This window comes from Streptomyces sp. 3211.6 (genome assembly GCF_003634815.1).
GTDB classification, from domain to species: Bacteria; Actinomycetota; Actinomycetes; order Streptomycetales; family Streptomycetaceae; genus Streptomyces; species Streptomyces katrae_A.
On the sequence record NZ_RBXC01000001.1, the window covers coordinates 2,869,157 to 2,888,561 of the forward strand.

Annotated in this window: 15 protein-coding genes and 1 pseudogene; 5 read left to right on the forward strand and 11 right to left on the reverse strand. The window is 73.5% G+C overall.

Features of this window, described 5'->3' with window-relative positions; genetic code table 11:
• The first annotated feature begins 189 nt into the window (after positions 1–189).
• The gene (locus BX286_RS13180; RefSeq protein WP_079426851.1) at positions 190–921 is read left to right on the forward strand and encodes an MBL fold metallo-hydrolase; all 732 of its coding nucleotides are present in this window, start codon (positions 190–192) and stop codon (positions 919–921) included.
• 28 nt (positions 922–949) lie between these two features.
• The gene (locus BX286_RS13185) at positions 950–1,759 is read left to right on the forward strand and encodes a DUF3097 domain-containing protein (RefSeq protein WP_079426853.1); all 810 of its coding nucleotides are present in this window, start codon (positions 950–952) and stop codon (positions 1,757–1,759) included.
• Here the strand turns inward: BX286_RS13185 and BX286_RS13190 are convergent.
• The 4 genes from BX286_RS13190 to lepA form a co-directional block, all read right to left on the reverse strand.
• Complete coding sequence (locus BX286_RS13190) at positions 1,737–2,315, reverse strand: Uma2 family endonuclease (RefSeq protein ID WP_079426855.1); 579 nt, start codon at positions 2,313–2,315, stop codon at positions 1,737–1,739. The two genes, BX286_RS13185 and BX286_RS13190, sit on opposite strands and share 23 nt — an antisense overlap.
• Positions 2,316–2,415: 100 nt before the next feature.
• Positions 2,416–3,648 (reverse strand): radical SAM family heme chaperone HemW, encoded by a 1,233-nt coding sequence (gene hemW, locus BX286_RS13195; protein ID WP_100863665.1) that lies wholly within the window; start codon positions 3,646–3,648, stop codon positions 2,416–2,418.
• 78 nt (positions 3,649–3,726) lie between these two features.
• Complete coding sequence (locus BX286_RS13200; RefSeq protein WP_079426859.1) at positions 3,727–5,619, reverse strand: long-chain fatty acid--CoA ligase; 1,893 nt, start codon at positions 5,617–5,619, stop codon at positions 3,727–3,729.
• 252 nt (positions 5,620–5,871) lie between these two features.
• Entirely contained in the window at positions 5,872–7,737 is a 1,866-nt protein-coding gene (gene lepA, locus BX286_RS13205; RefSeq protein ID WP_121017630.1) for a translation elongation factor 4, read from the reverse strand.
• 198 nt (positions 7,738–7,935) lie between these two features.
• Between lepA and rpsT the strand changes: the two genes are divergently transcribed.
• Positions 7,936–8,196 (forward strand): 30S ribosomal protein S20, encoded by a 261-nt coding sequence (gene rpsT / locus BX286_RS13210; RefSeq protein ID WP_079426863.1) that lies wholly within the window; start codon positions 7,936–7,938, stop codon positions 8,194–8,196.
• A 230-nt stretch (positions 8,197–8,426) separates the two neighbouring features.
• On the opposite strand, the gene holA is transcribed toward rpsT, so the two are convergent.
• Positions 8,427–9,419, reverse strand: coding sequence for a DNA polymerase III subunit delta (gene holA, locus BX286_RS13215; protein ID WP_185117276.1), 993 nt, complete (start codon positions 9,417–9,419; stop codon positions 8,427–8,429).
• A 61-nt stretch (positions 9,420–9,480) separates the two neighbouring features.
• On the opposite strand from holA, the gene BX286_RS13220 reads away from it, so the two are divergent.
• Complete coding sequence (locus BX286_RS13220; RefSeq protein ID WP_079426867.1) at positions 9,481–9,723, forward strand: hypothetical protein; 243 nt, start codon at positions 9,481–9,483, stop codon at positions 9,721–9,723.
• 20 nt (positions 9,724–9,743) lie between these two features.
• On the opposite strand, the gene BX286_RS13225 is transcribed toward BX286_RS13220, so the two are convergent.
• Positions 9,744–10,625, reverse strand: a complete 882-nt coding sequence (locus BX286_RS13225; protein ID WP_079426869.1) for a YceI family protein — start codon at positions 10,623–10,625, stop codon at positions 9,744–9,746.
• Positions 10,626–11,013: 388 nt separating this feature from the next.
• Positions 11,014–12,453 (reverse strand): annotated as a pseudogene (locus tag BX286_RS37865) (ComEC/Rec2 family competence protein); the annotation flags it as partial.
• Between BX286_RS37865 and BX286_RS37870 the strand changes: the two are divergent.
• On the forward strand, positions 12,370–13,254 hold the full coding sequence (locus BX286_RS37870; RefSeq protein ID WP_315974714.1) for a hypothetical protein: 885 nt from the start codon (positions 12,370–12,372) through the stop codon (positions 13,252–13,254). The pseudogene BX286_RS37865 and the gene BX286_RS37870 sit on opposite strands and share 84 nt — an antisense overlap.
• Positions 13,255–13,355: 101 nt before the next feature.
• Here the strand turns inward: BX286_RS37870 and BX286_RS13235 are convergent, their stop codons facing one another.
• The 4 genes from BX286_RS13235 to leuS form a co-directional block, all read right to left on the reverse strand.
• A complete protein-coding gene (locus BX286_RS13235) occupies positions 13,356–14,000 on the reverse strand; it encodes a helix-hairpin-helix domain-containing protein (RefSeq protein WP_398898465.1) in 645 nt (214 codons plus the stop codon).
• 515 nt (positions 14,001–14,515) lie between these two features.
• On the reverse strand, positions 14,516–15,361 hold the full coding sequence (locus BX286_RS13240) for a DegV family protein (RefSeq protein WP_079426873.1): 846 nt from the start codon (positions 15,359–15,361) through the stop codon (positions 14,516–14,518).
• A gap of 105 nt (positions 15,362–15,466) precedes the next feature.
• Positions 15,467–16,234, reverse strand: coding sequence for a copper transporter family protein (locus tag BX286_RS13245; RefSeq protein ID WP_121015017.1), 768 nt, complete (start codon positions 16,232–16,234; stop codon positions 15,467–15,469).
• A 123-nt stretch (positions 16,235–16,357) separates the two neighbouring features.
• Entirely contained in the window at positions 16,358–19,228 is a 2,871-nt protein-coding gene (gene leuS / locus BX286_RS13250; protein WP_079426877.1) for a leucine--tRNA ligase, read from the reverse strand.
• Positions 19,229–19,405: the final 177 nt, after the last annotated feature.

Genomic DNA, 19,405 nt, shown 5'->3' on the forward strand with positions numbered 1-19,405 from the left:
CGCACACCTCCGGATGCGGTCGGTCGTCGGGCGGTCGTGGCCGGTCAGTCCTGCGGTCCTGCGTTCCTGCCGGCTTGCGGTCTTGATCGGCTGGCACTCTGCTCGTCCGAGTGCCAGAGATCCCCCGCTCAGTGTACGGCCGGGTAGTACGCCGCAGGCAAGGGTGGCCCGCCAGGGTAGCGTCGCGGCATGGACGTACGTTGGGAAGAGGCGGGCTGGGAACGGGTGGCCGCGCGGGTGGGCCGACGACGCCTCCCGGTGTGGGACTGCACGGTGGGGCTGGTGGTGGGGGACGACTCGGTGCTCCTGATCGACCCCGGATCGAGTGTGCGGGAAGGGGCTCAGGTGCGTGCCGAGGCGGAGCGGCTGACCGGGCGGCACGTGACCCATATCGCATTCACGCACGGACATTTCGATCACGTGCTGGGCGGTCCCGCCTTCTCCGGCGCCCAGTTCTACGGGGCGGTCGGACTGGAGCGGCTGCTGGCGACGTCCGGGGGCCGCGAGGAGCTGCGGGAGAGCGCCGTGGCCCAGGGCCTGCCGCAGGACGCGGCCGCGGAGGCGTGCGACCTGCTCCAGGCCCCGGGGCACCTGGTGTCGGGCGAGTGGACGCTGGAGCTCGGCGGGGTGCAGGTGCTGCTCGCCAACGTGGGGCCCGCGCACTCCCAGCACGACCTGGCCGTCTTCGTGCCGGGCGAGCGGGAGGCGGTGTTCTGCGGGGACCTGGTCGAGGAGTCCGGGGAGCCCCAGGCGGGCTCGGACGCAGTGCCGGGCCAGTGGCCGGCGGCCCTGGACCGGCTGCTGTCGCTGGGCGGGGAGGACGCGCTGTACGTGCCGGGTCACGGAGCGGTGGTGGACGCGGGCTTCGTGCGTGCGCAACGCGACACACTGGCGGACCGGTTCGGCGTGTCGCGGGCGTGAGGGCGGCCGCGCTCCTAGTGTCGGCCGGATGCGTGAGTACTCCCCCGACCTGACCCCGCAGTGGAAGCGCGCCAAGGCCGTTCCGGAGGTGCCGGCCGACCCCGATCTGGTGGTCGAGGTGGCGGGTACGGACTTCTGCGGCGCAGTGGTGGCGTGCGAGGCGGGCACGGTGACCCTGGAGGACCGGTTCGGCAGGCGCCGGGTGTTCCCGCTGGAGCCGCGCGGCTTCCTGCTGGACGGCGCGGTGGTGACGCTGACCCGCCCCTCACGGGCTCCGGCCGGGCCGGCCCGTACGGCCTCGGGCTCGATCGCCGTCCCGGGGGCGCGGGCGCGGGTGGCCCGGGCGGGGCGGATCTACGTGGAGGGGCGGCACGACGCGGAGCTGGTCGAGCGGGTCTGGGGCGACGACCTGCGGATCGAGGGCGTGGTGGTGGAGTACCTGGAGGGGGTCGACGACCTCGCGGCGGTGGTGGCCGAGTTCGCCCCGGGTCCGGACGCGCGGCTCGGGGTCCTGGTGGACCACCTGGTGCCGGGGTCGAAGGAGTCCCGGATCGCGGCGTCGGTGACCGGGCCGGACGTGCTGGTGGTGGGCCACCCGTACGTGGACGTCTGGCAGGCGGTGAAGCCGTCGGCGCTGGGCATCGGCGCGTGGCCGGAGGTTCCGCGCGGCCAGGACTGGAAGACGGGCGTCTGCCGGGCCCTGGGCTGGCCGGAGAACACGGGGGCCGCCTGGCAGCACATCCTGTCCCGCGTGACGTCCTACCGCGACCTGGAGCCTACGCTGCTGGGGCGGGTGGAGGAGCTGATCGACTTCGTCACGGATAGTGGTGGGGCCTGACGCCCTGGAACGTGCCGAAGTCGCTCGTGTCCAGCTCGATGCCGAGCGGCTCCAGCGGCAGCGGCTCGCCGAACTTCGTGACCCGTTGCGCACGGTAGTCGGCGTCGTCCCCCTTCCCGACGGGGATGGTCAGCAGGACGCACTGCCCGACGACCGGGTCGACGATCAGGTAGGCGGGCACCCGGCCCGCGGCATAGATCGAGCGCTTGACCACGTAGTCCCTGTCGACGCTGGTTTTGGACACGACCTCCACCACCAGCGTGATCAGCTGCGACGGCAGGAGGCGGCCCGACCCCGGGTGTGCCTGGCGGTCCAGGACCACCAGGTCGGGCACGGGCTCGCTCGCCTCGTCGACGATGTCGACGTCCTGGGTCTGGAGCCGCGCCCAGCGCTTGCGCGGGATCTGGTCCTGCACGTCCTCCACGATCAGGTTGTGCACCAGATCGGGACTGGCGATCATCACGATTTCCCCCCGGAGGAGCTCGACCTTGACTCCGTCGGGAGGCTGGAACCCCTCGAAGAACTTGGCCATCCCACGCTCGTCCACAGCGGTCATCTCCGTGGTCCTCCACATCCGCCGCGTACTGTCGACGGCAGCCTAGGGACAGCGTAGGCAGAGGGCTCCGGGTTACGGGGGGATTCACCCGGGCGGGGGATCAGTCCACCAGGTCCCGCACCACCGCGTCCGCCAGCAGCCGCCCCCGCAGGGTCAGCACCGCGCGGCCGGCCTCGTACGGGCCCGCCTCCAGCAGGCCGTCCGCCAGGGCCCGCCGGGAGGCCGCCAGGCCCGCCGGGGCCAGCAGGGACAGCGGGGCGCCGTCGACCAGGCGGAGCTCCAGCAGGATCCGCTCCACCCGCCGGTCCTCCTCCGAGAGCAGCTCGCGCCCCGCGCCCGGGGAGCGGCCCTCGGCGAGGGCGGCCGCGTAGGCGCCCGGGTGCTTGACGTTCCACCAGCGGACCCCGCCCACGTGCGAGTGGGCGCCGGGGCCGGCGCCCCACCAGTCGGCCCCGCGCCAGTACAGCTCGTTGTGCAGGCAGCGGCCGGCCTCGGAGGTGGCCCAGTTCGAGACCTCGTACCAGTGGTAGCCGGCCCGCTCCATGACCTCGTCGGCGATCAGGTACCGGTCGGCGTGGACGTCGTCGTCGGTCATCGGGACCTCGCCGCGGCGGATCCGGCGGGCCAGCTGGGTGCCCTCCTCGACGATGAGCGCGTAGGCGCTGATGTGGTCGGGCCCGGCGCCGAGCGCGGCGTCCAGGGAGGCCCGCCAGTCCTCGTCGGACTCGCCGGGGGTGCCGTAGATCAGGTCGAGGTTGACGTGCTCGAAGCCCGCCGCGCGGGCCTCGGCGACGCAGGCCTCGGGGCGGCCCGGGGTGTGGGTGCGGTCGAGGACCTTGAGCACGTGCTGCTTCGCGCTCTGCATGCCGAAGGAGATCCGGTTGAACCCGCCCGCGCGCAGCTCCGCCAGGTACTCGGGGTTCACGGACTCGGGGTTGGCCTCGGTGGTGACCTCGGCGTCCTCGGCCAGCCCGAACTCGTCGCGGATCGCGCCGAGCATGCGGACGAGGTCGCGGGCGGGCAGCAGGGTGGGCGTGCCGCCGCCGACGAAGACGGTCCGTACGGCGCGCGGGTCGTCGCCGAGCACCTTGCGGGCCAGGCGGACCTCGTCGATCAGGGTGTCGGCGTAGTTCTCGCGGGAGGCGAGGACGCCGCCGGTGCCGCGCAGCTCGGTGGCGGTGTAGGTGTTGAAGTCGCAGTACCCGCAGCGGGTGGCGCAGTACGGGACGTGCAGGTAGAACCCCAGCGGCCGCTCCCCGGCGCCCGCCAGGGCGTGCGACGGCAGCGAGCCGTCTTCGGGCATGGGGTCACCGTCGGGCAGTGCGGAAGGCATACGGCCATTGTCCCGCACTCGCGGTGGCCCGGCGGCCCGCGCCGGCAGGGGCGCGGGCCGCCGGCGCGGCGGCGGGCGTCAGGCCTCGCGGGAACCCGCGTACATCTCCTCGATGAGGTGCTTGAACTCGCGCTCGACGACGGGGCGCTTCAGCTTGAGGCTGGGCGTGAGGTCGCCGTGCTCGACGTCCAGGTCGCGCGGCAGGATCCGGAACTTCTTGATCGTCTGCCAGCGCTGGAGGTTCTCGTTGAGGGTCTGTACGTAGGTCTCGATCAGCCGGTCGGTCTCGGGGGCGGCCAGGACCTCGCCGTAGGTCTTGCCCTCCAGGCCGTTCTCGGCGGCCCAGCCGAGGATGGCGGGCTCGTCGAGGGCGATCAGGGCGGAGCAGAAGTTCCGGTCGGCGCCATGGACGACGATCGTGGACACGTAGGGGCAGATCGCCTTGAACTGGCCCTCGATCTCGGCCGGGGCGACGTACTTGCCGCCCGAGGTCTTGATCAGGTCCTTCTTGCGGTCGGTGATGCGCAGGTAGCCGTCCGGGGAGAGTTCGCCGATGTCGCCGGTGTGGAGCCAGCCGTCGCTCTCCAGGACCTCGTCGGTCTTGTCGGGCTGGCGGTGGTAGCCCTGCATGATGCCGGGGCCGCGCAGCAGGACCTCGCCGTCGTCGGCGATGCGGACCTCGGTGCCGGGCAGCGGCTTGCCGACGGTGCCGGTGCGGTAGGCCTCGCCGGGGTTGACGAAGGAGGCGGCGCTCGACTCCGTCAGCCCGTAGCCCTCCAGGATGTGGATGCCGGCGCCGGAGAAGAAGTAGCCGATCTCGGGGGAGAGGGCGGAGGCGCCGGAGACGGCGGCGCGGAGCTTGCCGCCGAAAGCCTCGCGGAGCTTGGAGTAGACGAGGGCGTCGGCGACCTTGTGCTTGGTGGTGAGGGCGAAGGGCGCGGTGGCCCGGCCGGTGCGGCGGTAGTTGTCCTGGGTGACCTTGGCGTACTCGCGGGCGACGCCCGCGGCCCACTGGAAGATCTTGTACTTGGCGCCGCCGCCGGCCCGGGCCTTGGCGGCCACGCCGTTGTAGACCTTCTCGAAGATGCGCGGGACGGCCGCCATGTAGGTGGGCTGGACGACCGGCAGGTTCTCGATGATCTTGTCGATGCGGCCGTCGACGGCGGTGACGTGCCCGACCTCGATCTGGCCGGAGGTGAGCACCTTGCCGAAGACGTGCGCGAGGGGCAGCCACAGGTACTGGACGTCGTCGCTGTGGATCATGCCGGTGGCGACGGTGGCCTTGGCCATGTACGACCAGTTGTCGTGCGGGAGGCGGACGCCCTTGGGGCGGCCGGTGGTGCCCGAGGTGTAGATGAGGGTGGCGAGCTGGTCGGAGGTGATGGCCGCGATCCGGTCCTTGACGGCCGCCGGGTGCTGGTCCAGGTACTCCTTGCCGCGCGCTTCCAGGTCGGCCAGGGAGAGCACCCAGCCCTCGGGGTCGCCCTCGGCCGCCACCGCGTCGGCCGCCTCCACGACGACCACGTGGCGCAGGTCGGGGAGGTCGGCGCGGCGCTCGCGGGCCTTGGCCAGCTGGGCGCCGTCCTCGGCGATGAGCACCCGGCTCTCGGAGTCCGAGAGGATGAAGGAGGACTCCTCCGCGTTGGTGCTGGGGTAGATCGTGGTGACGGCGCCGCCCGCGCACATCACGCCCAGGTCGGCCAGGATCCACTCGACGCGGGTGTTGGAGGCGAGGGCGACGCGCTCCTCGGGGCGCAGGCCGAGGGTGATCAGGCCGGCGGCGATGGCGAAGACCCGGTCGGCCGCCTGCCCCCAGCTGAGCGACTTCCAGTCGTCGGGGCCTCCCCCGGGGCGGGCCGAGGGAACGGGGTAGCGGTAGGCCTCCCCGTTCGGCGTGGCGGCGACGCGGTCAAGGAAGAGGGCCGCCACGGTGGGCGGACGGTTCTCGATCAAGGTCTGTGTGTCGCTCACGACATCCTCCGGACCGGGTCCACGCGGCCAGGGCGTGGGCGTGGGGCGCTTGGGACTGGCGGGGCCGGCCACCGGGTACGCGGCTGGCAGGTTTTCATTACCGGCCGGTTAACTGGCCGGTAACCATCGAGCTTTGATCAGGGTAGAGGCCGCCCGGCCGGTGCGTAAGGGCCTCCGAGCGGCCGCTTCATAACGAAAAGGGCCCCCATGCGAGTGCATGTGGGCCCTTTCGCACGCCAGGGGCGGCCGCGGCTACTTCTTCTTGCCGCTGGACTCGTCGCTGGAGAGGACGGCGATGAAGGCCTCCTGCGGGACCTCCACGGAGCCGACCATCTTCATGCGCTTCTTGCCTTCCTTCTGCTTCTCCAGCAGCTTCCGCTTACGGGAGATGTCACCGCCGTAGCACTTGGCGAGGACGTCCTTGCGGATGGCGCGGATGGTCTCGCGGGCGATGACGCGGGAGCCGACGGCCGCCTGGATCGGCACCTCGAACGCCTGCCGCGGGATGAGCTCGCGCAGCTTGGCGACCAGGCGCACGCCGTAGGCGTAGGCGGCGTCCTTGTGACAGACGGCGGAGAAGGCGTCGACCTTGTCGCCGTGCAGCAGGATGTCCACCTTGACCAGGCTGGACGACTGCTCGCCGGTGGGCTCGTAGTCCAGGGAGGCGTAACCGCGCGTCTTGGACTTCAGCTGGTCGAAGAAGTCGAACACGATCTCCGCGAGCGGGAGCGTGTAGCGGATCTCGACGCGGTCCTCGGAGAGGTAGTCCATGCCGAGCAGGGTGCCGCGGCGCTGCTGGCAGAGCTCCATGATCGCGCCGATGAACTCGGTGGGCGCCAGCACGGTGGCCCGGACGACCGGCTCGAAGACGTCCTTGATCTTGCCTTCGGGGAACTCGCTCGGGTTGGTGACGGTGACTTCCTTGCCGTCCTCCAGCACCACCCGGTAGACCACGTTGGGCGCGGTGGCGATCAGGTCGAGGCCGAACTCGCGCTCCAGGCGCTCGCGGACCACGTCCAGGTGGAGCAGGCCGAGGAAGCCGACGCGGAAGCCGAAGCCGAGCGCCGCCGAGGTCTCCGGCTCGTAGACGAGCGCGGCGTCGTTGAGCTGGAGCTTGTCCAGGGCCTCGCGCAGCTCCGGGTAGTCCGAGCCGTCGAGCGGGTACAGGCCCGAGAAGACCATCGGCTTCGGGTCCTTGTAGCCGCCGAGGGACTCGGTCGCGCCGCCCGTCATCTGCGTGATGGTGTCGCCGACCTTGGACTGGCGGACGTCCTTCACACCGGTGATCAGGTAGCCCACCTCGCCGACGGACAGGCCGTCGGCCGGCAGCATCTCCGGCGAGTTGGTGCCGATCTCCAGCAGCTCGTGGGTGGCGTTCGTGGACATCATGCGGATGCGCTCGCGCTTGTTGAGCGTGCCGTCCACGACACGGACGTACGTGACGACGCCGCGGTACGAGTCGTATACCGAGTCGAAGATCATCGCGCGGGCCGGGGCGTCCTTGACGCCGACCGGGGCCGGGACGGTCTGGACGACGCGGTTGAGCAGCGCGTCGACGCCGAGGCCGGTCTTCGCCGAGACGCGCAGGACGTCGTCGGGGTCGCAGCCGACCAGGTTCGCGAGCTCCTCGGCGAACTTCTCCGGCTGGGCGGCCGGCAGGTCGATCTTGTTCAGGACCGGGACGATCGCGAGGTCGTTCTCCATCGCCAGGTACAGGTTGGCGAGGGTCTGGGCCTCGATGCCCTGGGCGGCGTCGACCAGGAGGATCGTGCCCTCGCAGGCGGCGAGGGAGCGCGAGACCTCGTAGGTGAAGTCGACGTGGCCCGGGGTGTCGATCATGTTCAGGATGTGCGTGGTCCCCTGGCCCTCGCCCTCGGTGGGGGCCCAGGGCAGACGGACCGCCTGCGACTTGATCGTGATGCCGCGCTCACGCTCGATGTCCATGCGGTCGAGGTACTGGGCGCGCATCTGCCGCTGGTCGACGACGCCGGTGAGCTGCAGCATCCGGTCGGCGAGGGTCGACTTGCCGTGGTCGATGTGCGCGATGATGCAGAAGTTGCGGATCAGCGCCGGGTCGGTACGGCTCGGCTCGGGCACGTGGCTGGGGATGGCGGGCACGCAGTGTCCTGATTCTCGGGTCGCTGTCGGATCTGCTGTCGAACGGTACGCAGGCTCCCATGGTCCCATGGACGGGGCGATGCGCTCGGTTTGGGCCGGTCGGAGCGCGCCTGGTAGCCTGGGTGGCTGTGTCTCGCATGCCCTCTCAGCAGAAGAGGCACATCCGGAAAAATACTCTGAACCTGAAAAGGCTCTTTCGTGGCGAACATCAAGTCCCAGATCAAGCGGAACAAGACCAACGAGAAGGCCCGCCTTCGCAACAAGTCGGTCAAGTCCGAGCTGCGCACCTTCATCCGCAAGGCCAACGAGGCCATCCTCGCCGGCGACGCGGAGAAGGCCACCGCTGCGGCCCGCCTGGCTTCCAAGAAGCTGGACAAGGCCGTCTCGAAGGGTGTCATCCACAAGAACGCCGCCGCCAACAAGAAGTCGGCGCTGGCTTCCAAGGTTGCCTCCATCTGAGGTTCCGCACTCGATGTGAACGCCGGGAAGGACCAAGCGGGCCCTCTCATCCGCTCCTGACCGGCAACCAGCGTCGCACGCGGCCTGCGTTCGCCACGCGGGTGCGGCGCACACAGCAGTGACCGAAGGCCCCGGCCTCCGCCCTTCCCCAGGGCGGCGACCGGGGCCTTCGCGCGTCTCCGGCCTCCGGAGGGCCGCGCAGGGCCCCGGGGCGCCCGGGGCGCCCGGGCTCAGCGGCGCTGCGGCCTGGCGGCGCGGGCCACGGCCACGACGGCCTTCTCCAAGGCGTACTCCGGGTCGTCCCCGCCGCCCTTGACCCCCGCGTCGGCCAGCGCGACGGCGCGCAGCGCCTCCGAGACGCCGTCCGCCGACCAGCCGCGCATCTGCTGCCGGACCCGGTCGATCTTCCACGGCGGCATGCCGAGGTCCCGGGCGAGGTCGCCGGGGCGGGCACCGCGCGGGGCGGAGGCCAGCTTCCCGATCGCCCGGACGGCCTGCGCCAGCGCGCTGGTGATCAGCACGGGCGCGACCCCGGTCGCCAGGGACCAGCGCAGGGCCTCCAGGGCCTCCGCCGCCCGCCCCTCGACCGCCCGGTCGGCGACGGTGAAGCTGGAGGCCTCGGCACGGCCGGTGTAGTAGCGGCCGACCACGGCCTCGTCGATGGTGCCCTCGACGTCCGCGCACAGCTGCGCCACCGCGCTCGCCAGCTCCCGCAGGTCGGCGCCGATCGCGTCGACCAGGTTCTGGCAGGCCTCGGGCGTGGCCGAACGGCCCAGTGTCCGGAACTCCTGCCGGACGAAGGAGAGCCGGTCCGCGGCCTTCGTCATCTTCGGGCAGGCGACCTCCCGGGCCCCCGCCTTGCGGGCGGCGTCCAGCACGGCCTTGCCCTTGACCCCGCCCGCGTGGAGGAGGACGAGGCTGATCTCCTCGTACGGGTCGGCGAGGTAGGCCTTGACCTCCTTCACCGTGTCCGCGCCCAGGTCCTGCGCGTTCCGCACGATCAGGACCTTGCGCTCGGAGAAGAGCGACGGGCTGGTCAGCTCGGCCAGGGTGCCGGGCTGGAGCTGGTCGGAGGTGAGGTCCCGCACGTCCGTGTCGGCGTCGGCCGCGCGGGCGGCCTTCACCACGTCCCGGACGACGCGGTCGAGCAGCAGGTCCTCCTGCCCCACCGCGAGGGTGATCGGGGCGAGGAGATCGTCGGTGGGGTTCTTCCTGGTGGCCATCGGCTCCAGCATCCCACGCCGCACTGACAGCACCCCGCGCCCGGTGCCCGAGAATGGTCCGGTGAACCTGCGACATGTACTGGTCCTGCCCGACCGCGACGCCGCCGAGGAGGTGGCCCAGGAGGCCGTCGGCCGCTTCGGCCTCCCCGAGGAACCCCAGCTGGTGCGCGACGCCCTGGCCGGCGAGGACGACGCCGAGGACGCCCAGTGGCTGGTGGTCGTCGAGGACCCGCAGCAGCGGCTGGACGCCGCCGTACTGGACGAGCTCGCCGCCGAGTACGAGGGCTGGCTCGAAGCCCCCTGAACCTCCCGGCCGGGCCGCCCTCAGGCCTTGTGGACGATCTGGACGTCCAGCGCCACTTCCACGCTCGAACCGATCGCCGCGATCCCCTGCGCCAGCATCGACTGCCAGTTCAGGGTGAAGTCCTCGCGCTGCAGCTCCGCCGTGGCCCGGCAGGCGGCGCGCGGCTCGCCCTCCAGGCCCGTGCCGACGCCCAGGTACTGGGTGTCCAGGGTGACGGAACGGCTCACCCCGTGCAGGGTCAGGGCGCCCGCGACGGCCCAGCGGCTGCCGCTGCGGTGGATGAACCGCTCGCTGTAGAACTCCACGGTCGGATAGCGGGCCGCGTCCAGGAAGTCCGCCGACCGCAAGTGGTCGTCCCGCATGCGCAGACCGGTGTCGATGCTCGCCGCGTCGATGATCACGTGCATGGAGGAGTCCTCCATGCGCTCCGCGATCCGCACCGCGCCGGCGAAGGTGGTGAACCGGCCGTGGATCCGGGCGAAGCCGATGTGCCTGGCGGTGAACCCGATCGAGGAGTGCGTCGGGTCCAGTTCCCAGTGGCCGGGCTGCGGGAGCACCGGCGGCTCCACCGCGTCCAGGACGATCTCCGCGGTGCCGGGCTGCGCCGGGTCCCCCACGAGCGTCGCCCCGTGGAACGGCGCGTAGCCCTCGGCGCTGACCGACAGCCGGTACTCCCCCTCCGGCATGGCCGCCGTGAACCCCCCGTACGGGTCCGTCTCGCCGCTGACGACCCGTCGGCCGATCGGGTCGGTCACCTCGAACTTGGCCTGGCGGATGGGCTGGTGGACCGTGTCGAGGACCCGGCAGCTCAACAGGCGTGCCGTGGGCGGCAGTGTCAGTGTGGCGGACGTCTGCGAACTCCCGCTCCCGGCCGTATCCGTCCCCCGTCGGCGACCGAACATGGCTGATGCACCCCCGTGCTGTGTGTACTTGGTCGGTTCTGGCGAAGAGGCATTCGATCATGCTGTCGGGTTGGGGGCAAACAGAATGGTCGCGCCCGGTATGACCGCGCCTTTTCGGACGACGTCCGGACGGAACCGCACGCAGCCCCGGACCGCCGCCGCAGACTGCCACGGAGCCGTCCGTATCGGTGCGCAGCACAGCTGCCCCAAGGGATTCGAGCCGTGCGAGAGTGCCCCGCGCGGGGTGCCCGTAGCGGTTGCCGGACCCCACCGGGACCAGGGCGAGCCGTGGCCGGATCCGTTCCATCAGGCCCGGGTCCTGGTGCGCCGAACCGTGGTGGGCGACCTTGAGCACGTCCACCGCCCCCAGTTCCGGATGCTCCCTCAGCAGGGCCTGCTGGGAGGCTGGTTCGAGGTCCCCGAGCAGCAGGAACGTCAGCCCCGAGACCCGTGCCAGCAGGACCACGCTCGCGTCGTTGGGCCCCTGTGGGACCGGTGCGGAAGGCGAAGGCCACAGCACCCGCCACTCCACCCGCCCGGCGCGCCGCCGCTCCCCCGCCACCGCCGCCACGACCGGCACCCCGGCCCCCGCCGCCGTCCGCCGGACCTGGGCCGCCCGGCCGGGCGGATCCGCCACCGCGGTGGTCTCGATCACACCCACGGAACGGCCCCGCAACACCCCGGACAGCCCGCCCACGTGGTCGGCGTGAAAGTGCGTCAGCAGCAGTAATGGGATGCTTCTCACACCCAGGGCACGCAGACAGGCGTCCACCGGGCCCGGTTCCGGCCCGGCGTCGACCACGACGGCCGTCCCCGGTCCCGCCGCGAGCACCGCGGCGTCCCCCTGGCCCACGGCGCACTGGACGTAGCTCCAGTCCGGCGGCGGCCAGCCGGTGAGCGCTCGGGTCAGCTGCGGCGGCCGCACCACCGCGACCAGCAACAGCAGCGCCACGCCGGCACGGACACCGCGCCGCCGGCCGAACCGGACCCCGAGCCCCACCAGGGCCGCCGTGACCCCCGCCAGCAGCAGGCCCCCTCCGAACCCGCCCGGCCAGGGCAGCTCCGCCCCCGGCAGCCGTGCCCCGGCCCGCGCGACGGCGGCGATCCACCCCGCCGGCACCCCCGCGCACCGGGCCAGCAGCTCCGCGACGGCCGGCGACAGCGGAGCCGCCGCGAGCGCGGCGAAGCCGAGCACCGTGGCCGGCCCCGCGGCGAGCTCCGCCAGCAGGTTGCACGGCACCGCCACCAGGCTCACCCGGCCCGACAGCACGACCACCACCGGGGCGCACACGGCCTGCGCCGCGGCGGCGGCCCCCAGGGCCTCGGCCAGCCGCGACGGCACCCCGCGCGCCCGCAACGCCCGCGCCCAGCGCGGCCCGAGGGTCAGCAGCGCGCCGGTGGCCAGCACCGACAGCAGGAACCCGTACGCCCGGGCCAGCCAGGGGTCGTACAGCACCAGCAGCAGCACGGCCGCGGCCAGGGCCGGGAGCAGGGACCTGCGCCGCCCCGTGGCCAGGGCCAGCAGGGTCACCGCCCCGCAGGCGGCGGCCCGCAGCACGCTCGGATCGGGCCGGCACACCACCACGAAGCCCACCGTCAGGGCCGCCCCGCACAGGGCGGTGAACCGCAGCGGCAGCCCCAGCCGGGGCGCCAGCCCGCCCCGCTCCACGTACTGCGCCCGCCCCGGCGGCCCGATGAGCAGGTACAGCACCACGGTCAGGTTGGACCCGGACACGGCCAGCAGATGCAGCAGGTCGGTGGCTTCGAACGCGTCGTGCAGCTCGGGCGGGACCCGGGAGGTGTCCCCGACGACCAGCGCCGGCAGCAGGGCGCGGGCGTCCCCGCGGAGCCCGTCGGAGGCCTCCCGCAGCCCGGCGCGCAGCCTCCCGGCGGCCCGCTGCGCGAGGTCCGGGCCCCCCGTCACCCGGGGCGGGACGTCGCCGGCCGGCCGGAGCAGCGCCACGGCCCGCTCCCCCTCCCGCGCCGGGGCCAGCCGGGCCGCGACCGCGACCCGGACCGAGGGCTGCAGCCGGGCCCACTCCGGATGCCCGGCCAGCACCCGGACCGGGGTCTCCACCCGGGTGCCCACGCCGTCGGGGCCCGTCACCCGGGTCACCACCGCGTCCAGCACCACCACGGGCGGCCCGCTCCCGCTCCGGGCGGGCCGGGGATCGGAGCCCACGGTGAGCTCCACCACGACCCGGGCGTGCTCCCCGGCCAGCCGGGCCACCGGCCCCGCCCGCGCCTCGGCCCGCTCCAGCCCGGCCACCCCCGCCCCGGCGGCCGCGCACAACAGCGCGGCCGACACAGCCGTGCCGGCCCGCCACCCGGGCCGCGCCCCACGGCACCCCGCCACCAGCAGCACCCCCGCGACGGCCACCGCGACCCCCGCCCCGAGGGCACACCACCCGGCCGGCACCCCGAGCCCGACGGCCGCCGCGCCCCACGCGGCCAGGGCGGGGCCCGCCAGCCGCAGGTCCACGGGCCCGCCATCACCGTCAGCCTCCTGCCCGCCCACCGCCGGACCGCAATCACCGCCCCCGGCCGCCGGCGCACCGCCATCCCCGGCCCCCACCGGCCGGCCGCCGAAGGGCCCGTCCACCGGCGCGCCGACCCGGTCCGGCCATGAAGCCCCGCCCGGCGGGGCGGCCGGGCGGGCGCCCACCGGGCCGTCCGGCCCCGCCCCGGCGCCACCCCGTCCGGGCCACGCGCCCGGAGCCCCGGCGGCGCTCACAGCCGGACCAGCTTCCGGAGCTCGGCGAACCTGCGGTCGCCGATGCCGTCGACCTGCCGGAGGTCCTCCAGGGCGCGGAACCCGCCCCGGGCGGTGCGGAACTCCACGATGTGCCGGGCCAGCACCGGTCCGACCCCCGGCAGCCCGTCCAGCTGCTCGGCGGTCGCGCTGCCGAGGCTCAGCGGACCGGGACCGGCGCCGCCCCCGGAACCCCCGCCGGCCGGCGCCGGCGGCGCGCTGACCCCGACCAGGACCTGCTCCCCGTCCACCAGCATCCGGGCCCGGTTGAGCCCGGTGGTGTCCGTACCCGGCCGCACTCCCCCGGCGGCGGCCAGCGCGTCCTCCACCCGCGAGCCGCCGGGCAGTCGCAGCACACCGGGCTCACGGACCTTGCCGCCGACATCCACCACGATGCGCCCGCCCGGACCGCCCGGGCCCGCTCCCGGCACCGGGGGCGGGGTCGCGGGAGGCGCGGGGGCGAGCACCGCCGGCGCCGTCACCGGCTGCGGCCGGGCCGACCAGTACTGCTGGGCGGCGAACCCCACCGCCACGGCCAGCACCACCCCCACGGCGGCCACGGCCCGGGGCTCCACCCCGCACCGGGCCTGCGCCCACACGGGCAGCCGCTCCCGCACGGCCACCCACCGCCCGGCCCCACCCCCGACGGCCCCCGGCACCACACCGGGCCCGGGCCCGGGCGCCGCTCCAGCCGGCACCCCACCCCCGGCCCCCGGACCCCGAGCCGGCTCCCCGGACCCCAGGGCCGCCCCGGGCGCGGCCTCTGGGACCACAGGCGGCTCGGGCACCACAGCCGGCTCGGGCGCCGGAGGCGGCTCAGGCGCCTCGGGCGCCGGAGGCGGCTCGGGCGCCGGAGGCGGCTCGGGGCGGCGGGGTCGTGGTGGGGCCCCGCCCAGCAGCGCCTCCGCACGGCGGAGCACGGCGGCGGGGTCGGGGCGCTGGGGCGACCGGCCGACGTCAGACGCGCGGTCGTCGAAAGATACGGAGGTACGCGAGAGGCGTGAAGCACGCGTTCGAAGAGTCATGCCACGACGCTAGGGCCGGTCCCCGGCCCCCCGCTCGGAGCCGCCAATTCCGGTGCATGACCGGCCCGTTGTGGAAAACCCCGCCACCCGATCGGGTGGGCACCGGTCCCGGATCAGCGCGGCGAGACCACCGCGGCCAGCAGCCCCGGCCCGGTGTGCGCGCCGATCACCGCCCCGACCTCGCTCACGTGCAGCTCGACCAGACCCGGAATCCGCTCCCGCAGCCGCTGCGCGAGCTTCTCGGCCCGTTCCGGCGCCGCCAGATGGTGGACCGCCACGTCGACGCTGCGCGCCCCGGCCCGCTCGACGGCGAGCTCCTCCAGACGGGCGATGGCCCTGGAGGCCGTCCGCACCTTCTCCAGCATCTCGATCCGCCCGCCGTCCAGCGTGAGCAGCGGCTTGACCGCGAGCGCCGACCCGAGGAGGGCCTGCGCCGCCCCGATGCGGCCGCCGCGGCGGAGGTAGTCGAGGGTGTCCACGTAGAAGTACGCCGACATCTCAGCGGCCCGCTTCTCGGCGGCGGCCACGGCCTCGTCGACGGACCCTCCCGCCTCGGCCGTCTCGGCGGCGGCGAGGGCGCAGAAGCCGAGGGCCATCGCGACCATGCCGGTGTCCACGACGCGGACCGGCACCGGGGCCGTCTTCGCCGCGACGACGGCGGCGTCATAGGTGCCGGAGAACTCGGCGGACAGGTGCAGGCTCACGATGCCGGTCGCACCGGCCTCCGCCGCCGCCCGGTAGGCCCGGACGAACCGGTCCGGGCCGGGACGGGAGGTGGTGACCGAGCGGCGCTTCTGCAGGGCCGTGGCCAGGCTGCGGGCCGAGATCTCCGTGCCCTCTTCAAGGGCCTCGTCACCCAGTACGACGGTCAGGGGCACGGCGGTGATCCCGTGCCGCTCCATGGCCGGCGGGGGCAGATAGGCCGTGGAATCGGTGACGATCGCGACATGGCGGGACATGAGCCGGAGGTTACCGCCCGAGGAGGCGATCCGGCAGCCCGGGCCACGTCCGTCACCCCCGCCTCTCCGGCCTCCCCGGTCCTCGGCCCGCTGCCGGCCCCGCGCTCAGGAAGCGGCCTCCGGCCGGGGAGCCTTCTGCCAGGGGTAGGCCGGCGCCGGTCCGGACGGATCCAGTGCGGGCCGCTGCGGCCCCGAGGCCCGCCCGCGCGCCGCCGCACCCGCCCCCGGCGCACCGGGAGCCGGGGCCCCGGCTCCCGGGGTATCCGCCCCCTGCCCGGCGTCCCACGCCGCCGCGGCGGCCGTCAGGTCGTCCACCGACTCCCGGGACCAGTCGCGCAGCGCGCTCGACTCCACCTCGATCTGCGCCGACAGCGCCGCCAGGTCCTCGTCGGCGAACTGGCGGGCCCGGTCGCGCGCCGCCCAGCGCAGCGAATCGGCCGACTCGGTGATCTTGGCGGTGCGCTCCCGCAGCCCGGGCAGGCACTCCGCGATCCGCTTGCGGTCCGGTTCCTGCTCCAGCCGCTTGAGCTCGTCGTCCAGCTCGTGCCCGTGCCGGCTCAGCCGCTCGAAGAGGGCGACCGACTCCTTCAGCGAGGCGTCCGCCTGGACCCCCTGGTAGAGGGCCGCCTGCGTGGCCCGCATGGACGTCCGCAGGTCCAGCCGCAGCTGGGCCAGCGCCGCGGTGACCCCGACCTGGCCGAGGCTCTTGGCCCTCAGGGTGGTGTCCTCGACCGTCCGGCGGGCCTGCGTGATCGTCCGGTCCACGCCGCGCTTGGCCGCGCCCACCGCCTTGACCGTGGCCCAGGCGCCCAGCCCCAGGAAGGCGAACAGCACCACCAGGGCAAAGATGATGACCAACGCGCCTACCTCCATGAGGTTCCCTTCCCCGGCCTGTTCCCGTCCCCTCCACCGTAAACGCCACGGGCAGGCCGGGGGTTCCAAACGAACCCCCAACCTGCCCGTACGGGATCACCCCGAGACGCGGGGCCCCGGGCGTCAGATGACGATGTTCACCAGCTTCGGCGCGCGCACGATCACCTTGCGGATCTCCGCGCCGCCCAGCGCGGCGACGACGCCCGCGTCGGTGACCGCCAGCTGCTCCAGGTCGGCCTCCGAGATGGCCGGCGGCACCTCCAGGCGGGCCTTGACCTTGCCCTTGACCTGGACCACGCAGGTGACCGTCTCGTCCACGACGTACGCCGGGTCGGCGACCGGGAAGTCCTGGTGGACCACCGAGTCGGTGTGGCCCAGGCGGTGCCACAGCTCCTCGGCGATGTGCGGCGCCAGCGGGGCGATCAGCAGCACCAGGCGCTCGGCCACGGACCGCTCCAGCGGGCGGCCCGCCTTGGTCAGGGTGTTGTTCAGCTCGGTGATCTTGGCGATGGCGGTGTTGAACCGCAGGCCCGCCATGTCCGAGCCGGCCCCGTCGATGGCCTTGTGCAGGGCGCGCAGGGTGTCCTCGGCGGGCTCGGCGTCGACGACCGTCACCGCGCCCGTCTCCTCGTCCACCACGTTGCGCCACAGGCGCTGGAGCAGCCGGTACTGGCCGACGACGGCGCGGGTGTCCCACGGACGGGAGACGTCGAGGGGGCCCATCGCCATCTCGTACAGGCGCAGCGTGTCCGCGCCGTACTCCTCGCAGATCTCGTCCGGGGTGACGGCGTTCTTCAGGGACTTGCCCATCTTGCCCAGCTCGCGCTTGACCGGCTCGCCCTCGAAGAAGAACTTGCCGTCCCGCTCCTCGACCTCGGCGGCCGCGACCGGGAAGCCGCGCTCGTCGCGGTAGACGTAGGCCTGGATCATGCCCTGGTTGAACAGCTTGTGGAACGGCTCGACCGAGGACACGTGGCCCAGGTCGAACAGCACCTTGGACCAGAAGCGCGCGTACAGCAGGTGCAGCACCGCGTGCTCGGCGCCGCCCACGTAGAGGTCGACGCCGCCGTGCGGGGCGCTCTCGCGCGGGCCCATCCAGTACTGCTCGATCTCCGGGTCGACCAGCGCGTCCGCGTTGTGCGGGTCCAGGTAGCGCAGCTCGTACCAGCAGGAGCCGGCCCAGTTCGGCATGGTGTTGGTCTCGCGGCGGTAGGACCGCACGCCGCGCCCGTCGCCCAGGTCCAGCTCGACGTTGACCCAGTCGGCCCGGCGCGAGAGCGGGGTCTCGGGCTTGGAGTCGGCGTCGTCGGGCTCGAAGGTGCGCGGCGAGTAGTCCTCGACCTCGGGCAGCTCCAGCGGCAGCATCGACTCGGGCAGCGCGTGGGCGACGCCGTCCTCGTCGTACACGATCGGGAAGGGCTCACCCCAGTAGCGCTGGCGGCTGAAGAGCCAGTCGCGCAGGCGGAAGTTGACGGTGCCCTCGCCGAGGCCGCGCTCGGCCAGCCAGTCGGTGATGGCGGCCTTGGCCTCCACCACGCCCAGGCCGTCCAGGGAGATGCCCTCGCCGGAGGAGTTGACCAGCTTGGCGTCGTAGGAGCCGAAGGCGTCCTCCCACTCGGCCGGGTCGGTGCCGCGGCCGTCCGTGGGCTCGACCACGCAGCGCATCGGCAGCTCGAAGGCGCGGGCGAACTCGAAGTCGCGGGCGTCGTGCGCCGGGACGGCCATGATCGCGCCGGTGCCGTAGCCCATGAGCACGTAGTCGGCGATGAAGACCGGGACCTTCTCGCCGCTGACGGGGTTGACGGCGTACTCGCCGGTGAAGACGCCGGTCTTCACCTTGGCGTCGGCCTGCCGCTCGACGTCGGACTTGGCGCCGGCCTGCTTGCGGTACGCGGCGACGGCCTCGGCCGGGGTGGCGTGCCCGCCGGTCCACGCCTCGCGGGTGCCCTCGGGCCAGGCGGCCGGGACGAACTTCTCGACCAGCGGGTGCTCGGGCGCCAGCACCATGTAGGTGGCGCCGAACAGGGTGTCGGGGCGGGTGGTGAAGACGGTGATCGCCTCGTCGCCCAGGGCGAAGTCGACGCGCGCGCCCTCGCTGCGGCCGATCCAGTTGCGCTGCTGGAGCTTGATGGCCTCGGGCCAGTCCAGCGCGTCCAGGTCGTCCAGCAGCCGGTCGGCGTACGCGGTGATGCGCATGTTCCACTGGCTGAGCCGGGACTTGAAGACGGGGAAGTTGCCGCGCTCGGACCGGCCGTCGGCGGTGACCTCCTCGTTGGCCAGTACGGTGCCCAGCCCGGGGCACCAGTTGACGGGCGCGTCCGAGGAGTAGGCCAGGCGGTACTGGTTCAGCACGTCGGCGCGCTCGCTCGCGGTCAGCTCCGCCCAGGCACGGCCCCCGGGGACCTCACGGGAGCCGTTCTCGAAGGCGGCGACCAGCTCGGAGATCGGCCGGGCCTTGTTCGCGTCCGTGTCGTAGTAGGAGTTGTAGATCTGCAGGAAGATCCACTGGGTCCACTTGTAGTACTCGGGGTCGATCGTCGCGAACGACCGGCGCTTGTCGTGGCCCAGGCCCAGGCGGCGCAGCTGGGCCTTCATGTTCTCGATGTTCGCCTCGGTCGACACGCGCGGGTGCGTGCCGGTCTGCACGGCGTACTGCTCGGCCGGCAGGCCGAAGGCGTCGAAGCCCAGGGTGTGCAGGACGTTGTGGCCGGACATGCGCTGGTGACGGGCGTAGACGTCGGTGGCGATGTACCCGAGCGGGTGGCCCACGTGCAGGCCCGCACCCGAGGGGTAGGGGAACATGTCCATGATGAACTTCTTGGGCCGGGCGACGACCGCCGGGTCACCGGCCAGGTCACCGCTCGGGTTGGGCGCCTCGTAGGTGCCCTCCGCGTCCCATACGTCCTGCCAGCGTGCCTCGATGTCGGCGGCCATGGCAGCCGTGTAACGGTGCCCCTCGGCCGCCTCGGGGGCCGGGGTGTTCGTCTCGCTCATGATTCCTGAAGCTCCATCGATCGTCTCTGCCGTCTCTGCCTGCCCAAACGAAAAAACCCCTCGCACAGGAGGGGACGCCGCGCCGATACCGACCTTCTCGGGGTCGGTGCTGCTCAGCGCGGCTCGGTAAGCAGAAGGCGTACGGCACGCATGGCGTCAGGGTACCGCAGGGGCCCG